Origin of the sequence: Streptomyces sp. NPDC017940, assembly GCF_044328435.1 — a bacterium.
GTDB lineage: Bacteria > Actinomycetota > Actinomycetes > Streptomycetales > Streptomycetaceae > Streptomyces.
The window spans coordinates 1-14,622 of the sequence record NZ_JBIRHJ010000009.1 but is presented as its reverse complement, the minus strand read 5'-3'; the positions used below and the strand labels follow the sequence as shown (position 1 = coordinate 14,622).

Below are 14,622 nucleotides of genomic sequence, written 5' to 3'. Positions count from 1 at the left end.
GGCTGGACGGCGCACCGAGGGGTGGGCGGGCGCCGGCGGTGCGAGCGGGCGGACGCTCGGCCGTCCGTGCACCGCGCCAAGAATGCCAGTACACACGCCCGCCCGGCACCGCCGAAAGGTCCCTTCGGCTTCGGCCCGGACAACTCCCCGCGCCGGATCACCCACTCGGGCGAGCGCACACCCCCACGGGGCCCGCTCTTTTGCCCCTTCAGCGGCCCCGGGGCGCCCCCGCGACGGCGAGCGCCTAGCCGTCCCCGCGAGCCGCCGCCAGCAACTCCTCCGCGTGTGCCCGCGCGGTCTCGGAGTCCTCCTGGCCCGCGAGCATGCGCGAGAGCTCCCGCACCCGGTCCTCCCCTTCGAGGACCTGCACCCCGGACCGCGTCACGGACCCGTCGTTCGTCTTCTCGACGAGCAACTGCCGGTCGGCGAACGCCGCCACCTGCGGAAGGTGGGTGACGACGACGACCTGCGCGGACTTCGCGAGCCGCGCGAGCCGCCGCCCGATCTCGACCGCGGCCTTGCCGCCGACCCCGGCGTCCACCTCGTCGAAGAGATAGGTGGGCACGGGATCCGTACCGGCGAAGACGACCTCCACGGCCAGCATGACCCGGGACAGCTCACCGCCGGAGGCCCCCTTGGCGATGGGCCGCGCCGGCGCCCCCGGGTGGGGGGCGAGGAGCAGCTCGACCTCGTCGACGCCGGTGGGTCCGTACGCGACCGTGCGCCCGTCGATCTCGACGCCGTCGGGGTCGTCGGTCCGCCGCACGTCGATCGTCACGCGCGCGTGCGGCATGGCGAGCGAGGCCAGCTCCTCGGTGACGGCGGCGGCGAACCGCGTGGCGGCCTCGACGCGCGCCTCCGACAGGGCCAGGGCGAGGCCGGAGAGTTCGGCGCGCAGCGCGTCCCGCTCGGCGGTCAGCTCGCTCAGGCGGTCGTCGTCGCCCTCGAGTTCGGTGAGCCGCGCGGCACCGTGCTCGGCCCAGGCGAGCACGGCGCCGACGTCCTCGCCGTACTTGCGGGTCAGCTGGGTGAGCGCGGCACGGCGCTCCTCCACGGCGGCGAGCCGCAGCGGGTCGGCGTCGAGGTCGTCGGCGTACCCGGCGAGCTCGCCCGCCACGTCCGCAAGGAGGATCCCGATCTCGCCGACGCGGTCGGCGAGGGCGGAGAGGGACGTGTCGTGGGAGCGGACGGCCTCCAGGGCCCGGTGGGCGCCCGCGACCAGGGTCGTGGCGTCGACGCCCTCGGGGTCCTCGGGGTTGCCCGCGAGCGCGGCGTGCGCGAGGGTCGCGGCGGAGGCGAGGGCCTCGGCGTGGCCGAGCCGCTCGGCCTCGGCGGAGAGCTCGGTGTCCTCGCCCGCGCGCGGTTCGACGGCGGCGATCTCCTCGAGGCCGAAGCGCAGCATGTCGGCTTCCTGGGCGCGCTCGCGGGCCCGCGTGGTGATCTCGTCGAGTTCGGTGGTGACGGCGCGCAGCCTGCGGTACGCGGCGCTGTACTTGTCGAGCGGCCCGGCGACGGCCTCGCCCGCGTACCGGTCGAGCGCGCCGCGCTGCCGGGCGGGCTTGAGCAGGCCCTGCTGATCGGTCTGGCCGTGCACGGCGACGAGGTCGTCGGCCAGCTCGGACAGCACGCCGACGGGTACGGAACGCCCGCCGAGGTGGGCCCGGGAGCGGCCCTCGGCCGAGACGGTGCGGCTGACGAGGAGGGCCCCGTCGTCGAGTTCGGCTCCCGCCTCCTCCGCGCGCACGGCCGCCGCCGCGCCCGCGGGCACGGTGATCCGCCCCTCGACGACCGCCGACTTGGCGCCGATCCGCACCAGGGCGGGGTCGGCTCTCCCGCCGAGCAGCAGGCCGAGGCTCGTGACGACCATGGTCTTGCCCGCGCCGGTCTCACCGGTGACGGCGGTGAAGCCGGGTGACAGCTCGACCACCGCGTCGTCGATGACTCCGAGCGACCGTATCCGCATCTCCTCCAACACGGACAAGACCATACGAGGTCAGGGGGCCGCCGTGCGACGTGCCCTGGTGTCCGTGGGTGAACGCGCAGGTGGTGGAGGTCGCCGGAAAGACCCCTGTCACCCGCCGGGGTGGGGCTTTCCGCAGGGGAACGCTGCGGCGCGCACCATGGTCGCGGGCACCCAGCGCACCGGATCATGATCGCCATGAGTACAGGAATGGCACGGGCGGCACTGCGCTCCCACCGCCCGGCGTTCGTCGGCACGGCCGTCGCGGCGCTCTTCGCGGCGACCGTGGTGAGCGCGTCGACGACGATGCTGCGGACCACGAGCACGGACGGACTCCCGGCGGGCGTCCGGCACCGGCTCACCGAGAACGGCGTGGGCGACATAGCGGTCGTCCTTCTGATCGGTTCCCTCTACATGTCGATATTCGTGGTCGCGTCGACCATGGGCACCGCCGTGGTCCAGCAGCACCGCGAGCTCGCCCTCGTCCGCTCCATCGGCGCCCGGCCCCGGCAGGTCCGCCGCGCGGTGGCCGTCCAGGCGGTCGCCGCCTCGGTGCCGGCGGCGCTCGTCGGCTTCGTGCTCGGCGGTGTCCTCGCCCGGTTCTGGTTCCGGGGCATGGTCGCCCACGGCCTGGTCCCGGCCGAGGTGCCCTTCCGCTTCAGCTGGCTCGCGCTGCCCGTCTGCCTGGCCGTGGCCGTGGTCACTTCGGCACTCGCCGCGGTGCTCTCCTCGCTCCGGTTCTCGCTGCTGCGCCCGGCGCGCGCGCTGGACGAGGCGGCGGCGGGGCGGCGGGGGCTCGGCCTGCTGCGGGCTCCCCTCGGCGTCCTCGCGGTCGCGGGCGGCGTCGCCCTGTCGGTGCTGCTCTCGCGGCAGCCCGCGGACGAGGCGAGCGAGGGCGCGTTCCTCGTCCTGATCCTGTTCTGCGCGGGCGCGGGACTGCTGGGGCCGCGGATCATCGGGCCCGCGGCCTGGCTGGTCTCCGCGGCCGTGGGCAGGCTCGGCGGCGGCACGGCGCGCCTGGCGATGCTGAACGTGCGCTCCCAGCCCCGCCGCTTCTCCGCGGCGGTGGTACCGCTGCTCCTGGTCGTCGGCTTCGGCCTCACGAAGATCGCCATGCATACGACGGCCGAGCACCACACCGGCTCGCAGGGCAGCACCGGCGAGGTCTGGATGGACTACATGGGCACGTCGCTGTACGCCGGCTTCGCCGCCATCGCCTCCGCGAACACCCTCGCCATGATCTCCTTCGAGCGCCGCCGCGACCTCGCCCTGCTGCGGGTCGTCGGCTCCCAGCGCCGCCAGGTCCGGGCCATGGCGGCATGGGAGGCGGTGGTCGTCGCCGGTACGGCACTGCTGCTCGGCGGCGCGATAGCCCTGGCCACCCTCGCCCCCATGCTGAGCACGGCCTTCGGCTCGGCGGTACCGCACCTGCCGTGGCCGGTACCGACAGGCATCGCGGCAGCCACCCTGCTCCTGACCCTGACGTCCACCGGCCTCCCGGTGACGACGGCGCTGCGACGCCGAGCGATAGCGGTGATCAGCACGACGTGACTCTGCCACCCCACAGGATGGGGGCCCCGCAGCATAGGCGCCCCGTAAGGGGCGCGGGGAACGGCGCGCCAAGCCCCCACCGACCCGCACAGAAGGAAACACGGCACACCCCCCAAGGGGCGCGGGGAACGGCGCAACCAGCCCCCACCAACCCGCAGGAGGAAGAACGCCCCACCACCCGAAGGCCAAGCCCCCGCCCCGCGGGCAAAGCACCCCCCCCGGCCCGGGAAGGAGGGCGAACCGCCAGGCACAACCCCCCGCCAATCCAGCGAAGCGTTAGTGCGGGGCACCCCGCCACCCGGACACCGGCAGCGCGAACTTCGCCACGAGCCGATCCGTGAACGAGGCATGGTGCAACCGAGCGAGCCGCACCGGCACGGCCCCCCTGCGCACCTCCACCCGGGCCCCGTCGGGCAGCTCGAGGGTCCGCCGCCCGTCGCACCACAGCACCCCGTGCGGCGTGTGCGGCTGGACCTCGACGGCGAGGACGGAGTCCGGCGAGGTCACCAGGGGCTTGGCGAAGAGGGCGTGGGCGCTGATCGGCACCATCAGGAGCGCCTCGACCTCCGGCCACACCACGGGCCCGCCCGCCGAGAACGCGTACGCCGTCGATCCGGTCGGCGTCGCGCACACGATGCCGTCGCAGCCGAAGCCGGTGACCGGGCGCCCGTCGATCTCCAGGACGACCTCCAGGATCCGCTCGGCCGACATCTTCTGCACGGCGGCCTCGTTGAGGGCCCAGTCCCGGTGCACGACGTCGCCGTTGCTGTGCACGACGACGTCGACGGTCATGCGTTCCTCGACCTCGTACGCCTTGGTGACGACGCGGTCGACGACCTTGTCCAGGTCGTCCCGCTCGGCCTCGGCGAGGAAGCCGACCCGGCCCAGGTTGACACCGAGCATCGGCACCCCCGATGCGCGGGCGAACTCGGCGCCGCGCAGCAGCGTCCCGTCACCGCCGAGCACGATGAGGAGTTCGCAGCCGTCGAGGCAGGCGGGTGTCGCCTCCTTGACCAGCTGCACCGACGACGGCAGCGGCAGGTCCACGGCCTCCGCCTCCAGGACCCGCACGCCGATGCCGCTGCGCAGCAGCCCCTCGACGACGAGTTCGGCACTGCGGATGGCCGCGGGCCTGCCGGTGTGCGCCAGGAGAAAAACAGTACGAGCTCGCATCTGACTCAACGGGGCCCCTCCGCCACGGCACGGTCGACATCCGCCGGGTCGAGTTCCGGCGCCCCGGCGCGCAGCCACAGAAAGTACTCGACATTCCCCGAGGGCCCGGGCAGCGGGCTCGCGGTCACCCCGCGCACCCCGAGGCCGAGCCCCCACGCCTGCCGTGCCACGGTCCGCACGGCCTCGGCCCGCAGCTCCGCGCTGCGCACCACACCGCCGCTGCCCAGGCGCTCCTTGCCGACCTCGAACTGCGGCTTGACCATCAGGACGAGGTCCGCGTCCGGCGCCGCGCAGCGCGCGAGGGCGGGGAGCACGAGCCCCAGCGGGATGAAGGAGAGATCACCGACGACCAGGTCGACGGGCACGCCGTCGATGAGGTCGAGCGTCAGCTCGCGTACGTTCGTACGGTCCTTGACGGTGACCCGGTCGTCGCTCTGGAGCGACCAGGCGAGCTGTCCGTAGCCGACGTCGACGGCGACGACGTGCGCCACGCCCGCGCGCAGCAGTACATCGGTGAAGCCGCCGGTGGAGGCGCCCGCGTCCAGGGCGCGCCGCCCCTCGACGGCGAGCCCTTGCGGCACGAACGCCGCGAGGGCGCCCGCGAGCTTGTGGCCGCCGCGCGAGACGTAGTCGGGGTCGCCGTCGTCCTGGGTGACGACGATCGCGGCGGCCGTCTCCACCTGCGTGGCCGGCTTGGTCGCGAGGGTCTTGCCGACGCTCACCCGGCCGGCGGCGATCAGCTGACTTGCGTGCTCGCGCGAGCGCGCGAGCTTCCGGCGCACCAGCTCGGCGTCGAGGCGGCGGCGTGCCACTCCTGCCACGTTCGGTTCAGCTCCTGTCGTACGAGGGTCCGGGCGTGCCCGACGGCGCGGGCGGCCCAGGGCGTGCGTCCAGCGCGGTGAGCGCGTCGCGCAGGCCCCGGTGGACATCCTCGTACACCTCGATGTGGCCGTCCGTGGCGAGGTGGTCGGCGTCGGCGAGACGTTGCAGCCACGCGTCGACGTCGGCGTTGCCGGTGGGGGTGCGGACCACTTCCAGAGGGGCGGGTCCGGCGGGGACGGCGTCCGCCCGCGCCGCTGCCTCCGCGGCGGCGTCCGGCGCTGCCTCCGCGGCGGCGTCCGGCGTCGCCCGGGGCTCGTGCTCCGCCTCTCCGAGCTCGGGCTCGGGGCCCGGCGTCCAGTCGCTCATGGCACGACGCTACATCGAAGCCCTGCGGTACCGTCGATCACGATGGTGACCATGGCGGAGTGCCGCAGCGCACTCGACAGACTCTCGGACAATCTCGCGGGCGCCGACGGCGACGTACGCAGCGCGGCCGCCCTCGACCGCTCTCTGAGCTGCCACATCACCGATCTGGACAGCACGTTCACCGGGCGCCTCGAGAACGGCCGGATCGAGGTCCTCGACCAGCACTCGGGTCCGCCCCGAGTGAAGGCCCAGGTCCGCCTCGCCATGACCGCCCCCGACCTGCTCGCCCTCGTCGACGGCGACCTGAACTTCACCAGGGCGTGGGCCGGGGGCAGGGTCAGACTGGAGGCGGGCCTGCGGGACCTGCTGCGCCTGCGGTCGCTTCTGTGACCCCCCGGGCGGCCACGCGGGCCTTGCGGGCGGCGGGCACGACCAGCGGCGTCCCCGTCTCCGGGTCGTCGATGACCCGGCACTCGATCCCGAAGGCCTCCCGCACCAACTCGGCGGTGACGATCTCCAGCGGCGGGCCCTCGGCGAGCACCTTTCCGTCGCGGAGTGCGATGAGGTGCGTGGCGTAGCGGGCGGCGTGGTTCAGGTCGTGCAGCACGGCGACCAGCGTGCGCCCCTGCTCCTCGTGCAGGTCGGCGCAGAGGTCGAGGACGTCGATCTGGTGCTGGATGTCGAGGAACGTGGTCGGCTCGTCGAGCAGGAGCAGCGGTGTCTGCTGGGCGAGCGCCATGGCGATCCAGACGCGCTGGCGCTGGCCGCCGGACAGCTCGTCGACGTACCGGTCAGCGAGCTCGGCGACGCCGGTGGACTCCATGGACTCGCGCACGATCCGCTCGTCCTCGCCCGACCACTGCCGCAGCAGTCCCTGGTGCGGGTAGCGCCCGCGGGCCACCAGGTCGCCGACCGTGATGCCGTCGGGGGCGATGGAGGACTGCGGGAGCAGACCGAGGGACCGCGCGACCTTCTTGGCGGGCAGCGAGTGGATGGTCCGGCCGTCGAGGAGGACCCGCCCGGCCGACGGCTTGAGCATCCGGGACAGGGCGCGAAGGAGCGTCGACTTGCCGCAGGCGTTCGGACCGACGATCACGGTGAAGGAGTTGTCGGGTATCTCGACGGACAGCTTCTCCGCGATGACGCGCTGGTCGTAGCCGAGGGTGACGTCGTCGGCGATCAGCCGGTTCACAGGGCACGCTCCTGGTCGTGGGTGTCTTCGTACGCGGACGAGGGCTCCGGCCCCGCGGATGTCGCCCGCACGGGTTCGGGCGGCACGGGTGCCCGCCTCATATGCGTCCCGCCTTGCGCTCGGTGACCAGCAGCCACAGCAGATACACGCCGCCGAGGACACCGGTGACGACGCCGACGGGCAGCTGGTCGGCGCCGAAGACCCGCTGCGAGGCCCAGTCGGCGACGACGAGGAGGGTGGCGCCCATGCACAGGGCGGGCAGCAGGTTCGGACCCGGTGAGCGGGTCAGGCGGCGGGCCAGCTGGGGCGCGGTGAGGGCGACGAAGCTGACGGGACCGGCGGCCGCGGTCGCCGCCGCCGTGAGCAGCACCGCGGCGGTCATCAGGACGACGCGGGTGCGCTCGACGGGCGCCCCGAGCGCGTACGCGGTGTCGTCGCCCATCTCCAGCATCCGCAGCGGCCGCGCATGCGCGACGATCAGCGGCAGGAGCACCGCGCACAGCGCGAGCAGCGGCCACACCTGGTCCCAGTCGCGCCCGCCCAGCGAGCCGGTCATCCACACGACGGCCCGCGCCGCGTCGACGAGGTCGGCCTTGGTCAGGAGATAGCCGTTCACGGCGACGGCGAAGGCGTTCACGCCGATGCCGACGAGGACGAGACGGTAGCCGTGGACGCCCTGCTTCCAGGCGAGGAGGTACATCGCGGCGCCGGTGACCAGGCCGCCGACGAGCGCGCCGCCCGCGACCTCGGTGGCGCTGCCCTGGAAGATCACGATCATCAGGAGGGCGCCCGCGGTGGAGCCCTGCCCGACGCCGAGGACGTCCGGGCTGCCCAGCGGGTTGCGGGAGATGGACTGGAAGAGAGCACCGCCGAGGCCGAGCGAGGCGCCGACCAGGAGGGCGACGACGACCCGCGGCAGCCGCAGGTCGTTGATGATGAACTCCTGGCCGGGGTCGCCGTCTCCGAGCAGGGTGCGGATGACGTCGGCGGCGGGGATGTCGAAGTCGCCGGTGCCGATCAGCGCGACGCTCGCGGCGAGCGCGGCGACCACGAGCGCCGCCACGACCACGGCCGCGCGGACGTCGAGGCGGACGGACACTCCGCCACGCGTCCGCAGCGCGCGGGTGCGCGGCGCGGGAGTACGCGTCGCACGGGTACGTAGGGCCTTCACAGCTGGGCCGTCCTCCGCCGTCGTACGAGCAGGATGAACACCGGGGCGCCGACGGCCGCGGTGACGATGCCGACCTGGAGCTCGGCGGGCCGCGAGACGATCCGGCCGAGCACATCGGCACCGAGCAGCAGGACGGGCGACAGGACGGCCGCGAACGGGAAGATCCAGCGCATGTCGGGTCCCGTGAAGGAGCGCACGACGTGCGGCACCATGAGGCCGACGAACATGATGGGCCCGCACGCGGCGGTCGCGGCGCCGCACAGCAGCGTCGCGGAGACCATGGAAAGCGCGCGGGTACGGGTCAGATGGGCGCCGAGCGCGCGAGCGGTGTCGTCGCCCATCGCCACGGCGTTGAGGGGCCGGGCGAGGCCGAGGGCTAGCAGCGTGCCGACGACGAGGAACGGGGCGACCTGCTGGATCGTCTCCGTCTTGGCGGAGGCCAGCGAACCGACCGTCCAGAAGCGCATCTTGTCGAGCGCGGCGTTGTCCATGATCATCACGGCCTGGAGGTAGCCGGAGAGCGCCGCGGTCAGCGCCGTACCCGCGAGGGCGAGCCGCACCGGTGTGGCACTGCGGGTGCCGCCGAGCACGTACACGAGGGCACCGACGACCGCCGCGCCCGCGAAGGCGAACCACACATAGCCCGTCAGCGAGGTGACGCCGAAGAAGCTGATGGCGGTCACCACGGCGGCGGACGCGCCCATGTTGATGCCGAGCAGCCCCGGATCGGCGAGCGGATTGCGGGTCAGCGCCTGGAGCACCGCGCCGGACAGGCCGAGCGCCATGCCCGCGAGCAGACCGAGCAGGGTGCGGGAGACCCGTTCGCCTACGACGATGTCGGCGTACGTCCCCGAGTCCTGGAAGAGGCCGTGCCAGACCTGGCCCATGGAGAGCGGTTTGGCGCCCACGGCGATGCTGGCGAACACCAGGGCGAGCAGCACCACGACGGAGAGCAGAAGCCCGGCGCCGCGTAGCGCGCGGCGGCCGGGTGGCGCGGGAGCGGTCTCCGCGCTGGGTTCGGGGGGACTGTCGACCAACACCTGGTTAGGTTAGCCTACCCTCCCAACGCTCTTCGATGAGGGAAGCCCCACGTATGCCCCGGTCACGCCCCATGTCCGAGCTCTCCCCCACCCGCCGCGGACTGCTCGCGGGCGGTGCCGCTCTGGGCCTGGGTGCCCTGCTCGCCGCGTGCGGCAGCGACGACGGGAAGAAGAAGTCGGGCTCCGGCTCCGGCGGCGGGTCCTGGAGCTTCAAGGACGACCGGGGCAGGACCGCGCGCACCGACTCCATGCCCAAGAACATCGTGGCCTTCGTCAGCACGGCCGCCGCCCTGCACGACTACGGCGTCGAGTGTACCGGCGTCTTCGGCCCCTGGTGGGGCGGGTTCGGGGAAGCGGAAGCCCCCTACAACCCCAGCCGAGCCAGCGCCTTCCCCCCGTCGAGCTCGCAGACCCCGCTCCCCGCCCGGGACCAGGCCACCGCGCAAAGGGCCCGCAGCCCGTCCAAGGCATCCCCCTCCCCCTCGAGCACCAGCGCCTCCCCCCGCACGGCCGCACTGAACCCACCGCAGCGGAACCCCTCTCCCTCCGCCGCCACCTCGGGCTGCCCGGCGAGAAGCCCCCGCAGGTCCGCGTCCACATAAGTGGGCCGGTGCTCGGGCCGGGCGGCGAGCAGCTGCGCCCCGTCGGTGACCCCGGTCAGGACGAGCAGCGAGTCCACACCGCCGTTGAACGCCCCCTCGATGTCGGTGTCGAGCCGGTCCCCGACGACCAGGGGCCGCTCGGCGCCCGTCCGCAGGATCGTCTCCCGGTGCATGGGAGGCAGCGGCTTCCCCGCCACCTGCGGCTCCGCGCCCGTAGCGATCCGCACGACCTCGACCGCCGCGCCGTTGCCGGGCGCGATGCCGCGCCCGCTCGGAATGGTCAGGTCCGTGTTGGACGCGAACCACGGCACACCGCGCGCGACGGCGTAACTGGCCTCGGCGAACCGCGACCACGCGAGGTCGGGCCCGCCGTACCCCTGCACCACGGCCACCGGTTCGTCGTCGGCGGACTCCACCGGTTCGAGCCCGCGCTCACGCAACGCGACCCGCAGCCCCTCGCCACCGACCATCAACACCCGGGCCCCGGCGGGCACTTGCTCGCTCACGAGCCGCGCGACGGCCTGCGCCGACGTGATCACGTCCGACGCGTCGGCCGGGATGCCGAGTTCCGTCAGATGGGCGGCGACCGCGTCCGGCGTGCGCAGCGCGTTGTTCGTCACATACGCCAGCCGCATACCGCCGGACCGGGCCGTGTCCAGCGACTCGACGGCGTACGCGATGGCCTCGCCGCCCGCGTACACCACCCCGTCGAGGTCGAGCAGCGCCGTGTCGTAGCCGGCGTTCAAGGGCTCCGCGCTGCCCGCGGGACGGGTCCTCACGGGCTCGCTGGGCGTCCGGCTGCCGGTCTGGCTCATTACGTATCGCTCCTCACTATGTGCACTGCCCCGATCATCGCGCATGCCAGGGACACACTTACGATGCACTAATGAACACAGCGGGTGACAACGACGTCCAGGGCCTCGATCTCGTTCCGTTCCGAGGTGTGCGCTACGACCCCGAGAGGGTGGGCTCCCTCGCCGCCGTGACGTCACCGCCGTACGACGTGATCGTGCGGCCCGACGGCCTCCTCGAACTGGAGTCCGCCGACCCGCACAACATCGTCCGTCTGATCCTGCCGCAGGCGACCACGCCCGCCGCCCGCAACCGCCAGGCCGCCGACACCCTCCACGAGTGGCTCGGCGACGGCGTCCTCGCCCCCGACCCGGTACCCGCCCTGTACGTGTACGAACAGCGGGACGACGACATGTTGCAGCGCGGCGTCATCGGTGCCCTGCGCCTGTCCGAGCCCGCCGCCGGTGTCGTCCTGCCGCACGAGGACGTCATGCCGCACGTCGTGGAGGACCGCGCGGCCCTGATGCGCGCCACGGCCGCGAACCTCGAACCGCTGCTGCTCACCTACCGCGGCGACGAGCCCGTGAGCGGTGTGGCCGCCGTCATAGAGCGCGCCGTACAGCACAAGCCGCTGCTGTCCACGACGACGGAGGACGGCTTCCACCACCGTCTGTGGGCGGTGACCGAACCGGCCGAGATCACTGCGATCCGGTCGGATCTGGCGCACCACCAGGCTCTCATCGCCGACGGGCACCACCGCTGGGCCACGAACCTGCGCCTGCGCTCCGAGCACCCGTCGCCGGGCCCCTGGGACTTCGGTCTCGTCCTGCTCGTGGACACGGTCCGCTACCCGCTGCGGGTCCGCGCCATCCACCGGTACCTGCACGACCTACCGGTCGCGGAGGCCCTGGCCTCCCTCGAAGGCTCGTTCCGGGTACGTACTCTGCGGTGCTCCCTGTCCGAGGCCCGGGCAGCTCTCGCGGGCGCGGCGGCGGACGGCAACGCGTTCCTGCTGGCGGGTGACGGCGCATACCACCTGGTGGACCGCCCGTCCCTCGATCTCCTGGCCCGTACGATCCCGTCCGGCCGCCCGGAGGCCTGGCGCACCCTCGACGCGACCGTCCTGCACTCCGCGATACTCGACCACCTCTGGCGCGTCCCCGACGCCCCGGAACACATCGCGTACATCCATCACACGGAGGCCACGGTCGAGAAGGCCGAGCGCGAGGGCGGCACGGCAGTGCTGATGCACCCGGTGCGCGAGGAGGTCGTCCGCGAGCTGGCGCGGCAGGGGGTCACGATGCCGCGCAAGTCGACGTCGTTCGGTCCGAAGCCGGCGACGGGTCTGGTCCTGCGGGACCTGGCGTTCTGACGCCGCCGCGGACCCTCGCACACGAGGAGACCCTCCATACGGCGAAGGGGTGGGCTTCCGGTCGGAGGCCCACCCCTTCACTCACTCACCCTTGTCCACCGCCTGGCTGCCGCGGTGAGGGCTTTCAGTCCTCGTCGCGCTCGATGTCGCGCTCGACGTCACGCTCGATGTCGTGCTCGGTGACCGCGATGTCCTCGACGGGCTCAATGGGCTCGACGGCTTCGGCGGCCGGGCGGACCGCGGGGTCTTCGTCCGGTTCGACGGCGCGGGTCGGCTGGACGTCGCGATCCGGCTCGGCGTGGCGGACCGGCTCGGCCTCGCGGACCGGGTGCGGCGCTTCGTGGTCCGGTTCGGCTTCGTCGCCGGTGAGGGCGTCGACGAACTCGACTCCGTCCAGTTCGGCGAGCCGGTCGGAGGCGTCGGTGCTGCCGTCCTTGTCGGCCTCGACGGCCTTGGCGAACCACTCACGTGCCTCGTCCGCGCGCTCGGCGGCGAGCAGGGCGTCGGCGTAGGCGTACCGCAGGCGGGCGGTCCAGGGCTGCACCGAGCTGGACGCGAGCTCGGGGCTCTGCAACGTGACGATGGCGGCGTCGACCTGCCCCATGTCGCGTCGCGCACCGGCGGCGACGAGCCGCATCTCGACCTGTCCTGCCTTGTCGAGCTTGTGCACCTCGGGGGCCCCGGCCATGTCGAGCGTCTTCTCGGGCCGTCCGAGTCCACGCTCGCAGTCGGCCATGACCGGCCACAGCTCCACGCTGCCGGTCATGCGCCGCGCGGCCCGGAACTCGGAGAGCGCCTCGCTGAACTTCTGGTTGGCGTACGCGGCGAAGCCCGCGGCCTCACGGACGGCGGCGACGCGCGAGGCGAGCCGCAGCGCGACCTTCGAGTACCCGTAGGCGCCCTCGGGGTCCTCGTCGATGAGCTTGGCGACCATCACCAGGTTCCGTGCGACGTCCTCCGCGAGTCCCTTGGGGAGGCTTTGCAGTTCCTGCCGTACGTCCTGGTCGATCTCGTCGCCCGTGACGTCGTCCGGGATCGGCAGCCGCTTGATCGGCTCACGGTCCCGCTCACGGTCGTCGCGCCGGAAGCCACCGCGGTCGCCGCCGCGGTCACCCCGGTCGTCACGGCCGCGGAAGCCACCGGGACGGCCGCCCCTGCTGTCGTCACGACGCGGGCCGCGCCCGTGGTCGTCACGGCCACGGAACCCGCCACCGCCGCGGTTGTCGTCCCGACGGTCGTCACGGCGGAAGCCACCGCGGTCGCCGCGGTCGCGGTCGTCACGGCGGTCGTCGCGCCGGAAGGGCGGACGACTGTCGTCACGACCGAAACCACCACGGTCGCCACCGCGGTCGCCGCGGTCCCGGTCGTCACGGCGGAACCCGCCACGGTCACTGCCGCGGTCGCCCCCGCGGTCGTCACGGCGGTCGTCGCGCCGGAAGGGCGGACGACTGTCGTCACGACGGAAACCACCACGGTCACCGCCACGGTCGTCACGGCGGTCGCCGCCGCGGTCATCACGCCGGTCGTCACGGCGGAAGGGCGGGCGGCTGTCATCGCGACGGAAGCCACCGCGGTCACCGCCACGGTCACCGCCGCGATCGTCACGGCGGTCGTCGCGCCGGTCGTCGCGCCGGAAGGGCGGGCGGCTGTCATCACGACGGAAGCCACCACGGTCACCGCCACGGTCGTCACGGCGGTCGCCGCCGCGGTCATCACGCCGGTCGTCACGGCGGTCGTCACGCCGGAAGGGCGGCCTGCTGTCATCGCGCCGGAAGCCGCCGCGGTCGCCGCGGTCGCGGTCGTCACGGCGGTCGTCGCGACGGAAACCGCCACGGTCACCACCGCGATCATCCCGACGGTCGTCACGACGGTCGTCACGACGATCATCACGCCGGTCGTCGCGACGGAAGGGCGGACGACTGTCGTCACGACGGAAGCCACCGCGGTCGTTGTCACGGCGGTCATCGCGCCGGAAGCTGGGGCGGTCGCCTTCGCGTCGGTCGTCGCGCCGGAACGAGGGCCGGCCGCTTTCGCGATCGTCACGGCCTCGGTAGCCGCCACCGCCACTACCGCCACGGTTGTCGTCGCGGCGGAAACCGCCACGGTCACCGTCGCGGCGGTCGTCCCGGCGGAACCCACCCCGGTCACCGTGGTCACTACGGGGGGCGCGGTCGCCGCGGTCGCGGTCGTCACGGCGGAATCCGCCGCGGTCTCCACCGCGGTCGTTGTCACGCCGGTCATCGCGGCGGAAGCCGCCACGGTCGTTGTCGCGTCGTGGCCCACCGCGGTATCCGCCCCGGTCGCCACCATCCCGGCGGCGCTGGTCGCGCTCCGGTCGCTCGTCGGGAGAGTTGGTGGACATGGGTGACTCCTAGTCTTCGGTACCGCAGTCATTCTGACGCAGCCGAGTAGTCGGCGCTCTTCGAGGAAAACAAAAAGGACCCTTGGTCCCAGCGTGAACGCTGGGACCAAGGGTCCTCCAAAGATTGTTCGGCGGCGTCCTACTCTCCCACAGGGTCCCCCCTGCAGTACCATCGGCGCTGTGAGGCTTAGCTTCCGGGTTCGGAATGTAACCGGGCGT

13 protein-coding genes, 1 rRNA gene and 1 pseudogene are annotated in these 14,622 nt (G+C 73.3%); 5 read left to right on the top strand and 10 right to left on the bottom strand.

All coding sequences use genetic code 11. The features are described 5' to 3' along the window. Positions 1-244: 244 nt before the first annotated feature. Positions 245-1,987: a DNA repair protein RecN gene (recN, locus tag ACH4DX_RS28685; protein ID WP_398123766.1), complete on the bottom strand. Its 1,743-nt coding sequence runs from the start codon at positions 1,985-1,987 to the stop codon at positions 245-247. A 171-nt stretch (positions 1,988-2,158) separates the two neighbouring features. On the opposite strand from recN, the gene ACH4DX_RS28680 reads away from it, so the two are divergent. Further along, on the top strand, positions 2,159-3,511 hold the full coding sequence (locus tag ACH4DX_RS28680; protein ID WP_398157293.1) for an FtsX-like permease family protein: 1,353 nt from the start codon (positions 2,159-2,161) through the stop codon (positions 3,509-3,511). A gap of 276 nt (positions 3,512-3,787) precedes the next feature. On the opposite strand, the gene ACH4DX_RS28675 is transcribed toward ACH4DX_RS28680, so the two are convergent. The 3 genes from ACH4DX_RS28675 to ACH4DX_RS28665 are packed head-to-tail and all read right to left on the bottom strand — an operon-like array spanning position 3,788 to position 5,872. Then, positions 3,788-4,693 carry an NAD kinase gene (locus ACH4DX_RS28675; protein WP_398123764.1) on the bottom strand — a complete coding sequence of 302 codons (906 nt, stop codon included), beginning with the start codon at positions 4,691-4,693 and terminating at the stop codon, positions 3,788-3,790. After that, complete coding sequence (locus ACH4DX_RS28670) at positions 4,690-5,505, bottom strand: TlyA family RNA methyltransferase (protein WP_398157292.1); 816 nt, start codon at positions 5,503-5,505, stop codon at positions 4,690-4,692. Before ACH4DX_RS28670 ends, ACH4DX_RS28675 begins: the two co-directional genes overlap by 4 nt. Before the next feature lie 7 nt (positions 5,506-5,512). Continuing rightward, complete coding sequence (locus ACH4DX_RS28665; protein WP_398157291.1) at positions 5,513-5,872, bottom strand: hypothetical protein; 360 nt, start codon at positions 5,870-5,872, stop codon at positions 5,513-5,515. A 42-nt stretch (positions 5,873-5,914) separates the two neighbouring features. On the opposite strand from ACH4DX_RS28665, the gene ACH4DX_RS28660 reads away from it, so the two are divergent. Further along, positions 5,915-6,262, top strand: coding sequence for an alkyl sulfatase C-terminal domain-containing protein (locus tag ACH4DX_RS28660; protein WP_398157290.1), 348 nt, complete (start codon positions 5,915-5,917; stop codon positions 6,260-6,262). Here ACH4DX_RS28660 and ACH4DX_RS28655 read toward each other — a convergent pair. The 3 genes from ACH4DX_RS28655 to ACH4DX_RS28645 all read right to left on the bottom strand — a co-directional run bounded on the left by ACH4DX_RS28655 (position 6,210) and on the right by ACH4DX_RS28645 (position 9,275). Continuing rightward, positions 6,210-7,064 (bottom strand): ABC transporter ATP-binding protein, encoded by an 855-nt coding sequence (locus ACH4DX_RS28655; protein WP_398157289.1) that lies wholly within the window; start codon positions 7,062-7,064, stop codon positions 6,210-6,212. The genes ACH4DX_RS28660 and ACH4DX_RS28655 overlap by 53 nt on opposite strands. 97 nt (positions 7,065-7,161) lie before the next feature. After that, positions 7,162-8,235, bottom strand: a complete 1,074-nt coding sequence (locus tag ACH4DX_RS28650) for a FecCD family ABC transporter permease (protein ID WP_398123760.1) — start codon at positions 8,233-8,235, stop codon at positions 7,162-7,164. Then, positions 8,232-9,275 carry a FecCD family ABC transporter permease gene (locus tag ACH4DX_RS28645; RefSeq protein ID WP_398157288.1) on the bottom strand — a complete coding sequence of 348 codons (1,044 nt, stop codon included), beginning with the start codon at positions 9,273-9,275 and terminating at the stop codon, positions 8,232-8,234. The genes ACH4DX_RS28650 and ACH4DX_RS28645 overlap by 4 nt, the downstream gene beginning before the upstream one ends. Positions 9,276-9,328: 53 nt before the next feature. On the opposite strand from ACH4DX_RS28645, the pseudogene ACH4DX_RS28640 reads away from it, so the two are divergent. Continuing rightward, a pseudogene (locus tag ACH4DX_RS28640) lies at positions 9,329-9,607 on the top strand (ABC transporter substrate-binding protein); the annotation flags it as partial. 32 nt (positions 9,608-9,639) lie between these two features. On the opposite strand, the gene ACH4DX_RS28635 reads toward ACH4DX_RS28640, so the two are convergent. After that, on the bottom strand, positions 9,640-10,692 hold the full coding sequence (locus ACH4DX_RS28635; RefSeq protein ID WP_398157287.1) for an HAD-IIA family hydrolase: 1,053 nt from the start codon (positions 10,690-10,692) through the stop codon (positions 9,640-9,642). Between the two features lie 71 nt (positions 10,693-10,763). On the opposite strand from ACH4DX_RS28635, the gene ACH4DX_RS28630 reads away from it, so the two are divergent. After that, on the top strand, positions 10,764-12,041 hold the full coding sequence (locus tag ACH4DX_RS28630) for a DUF1015 family protein (RefSeq protein ID WP_398157286.1): 1,278 nt from the start codon (positions 10,764-10,766) through the stop codon (positions 12,039-12,041). Positions 12,042-12,165: 124 nt separating this feature from the next. Here the strand turns inward: ACH4DX_RS28630 and ACH4DX_RS28625 are convergent, their stop codons facing one another. After that, positions 12,166-13,083 carry a hypothetical protein gene (locus ACH4DX_RS28625; protein ID WP_398157500.1) on the bottom strand — a complete coding sequence of 306 codons (918 nt, stop codon included), beginning with the start codon at positions 13,081-13,083 and terminating at the stop codon, positions 12,166-12,168. On the opposite strand from ACH4DX_RS28625, the gene ACH4DX_RS28620 reads away from it, so the two are divergent. Continuing rightward, positions 13,021-14,409 (top strand): hypothetical protein, encoded by a 1,389-nt coding sequence (locus ACH4DX_RS28620; RefSeq protein ID WP_398157522.1) that lies wholly within the window; start codon positions 13,021-13,023, stop codon positions 14,407-14,409. The genes ACH4DX_RS28625 and ACH4DX_RS28620 overlap by 63 nt on opposite strands. Before the next feature lie 120 nt (positions 14,410-14,529). Here ACH4DX_RS28620 and rrf read toward each other — a convergent pair. Beyond that, positions 14,530-14,622, bottom strand: a 5S ribosomal RNA gene (gene rrf, locus ACH4DX_RS28615); the annotation flags it as partial.

Coding starts and splice junctions, on each gene's coding strand:
- ACH4DX_RS28660 (WP_398157290.1), top strand. CDS start 5,915: ATGGTGACCATGGCGGAGTGCCGCAGCGCACTCGACAGACTCTCGGAC.
- ACH4DX_RS28680 (WP_398157293.1), top strand. CDS start 2,159: ATGAGTACAGGAATGGCACGGGCGGCACTGCGCTCCCACCGCCCGGCG.
- ACH4DX_RS28635 (WP_398157287.1), bottom strand. CDS start 10,692: ATGAGCCAGACCGGCAGCCGGACGCCCAGCGAGCCCGTGAGGACCCGT.
- ACH4DX_RS28665 (WP_398157291.1), bottom strand. CDS start 5,872: ATGAGCGACTGGACGCCGGGCCCCGAGCCCGAGCTCGGAGAGGCGGAG.
- recN (WP_398123766.1), bottom strand. CDS start 1,987: ATGGTCTTGTCCGTGTTGGAGGAGATGCGGATACGGTCGCTCGGAGTC.
- ACH4DX_RS28630 (WP_398157286.1), top strand. CDS start 10,764: ATGAACACAGCGGGTGACAACGACGTCCAGGGCCTCGATCTCGTTCCG.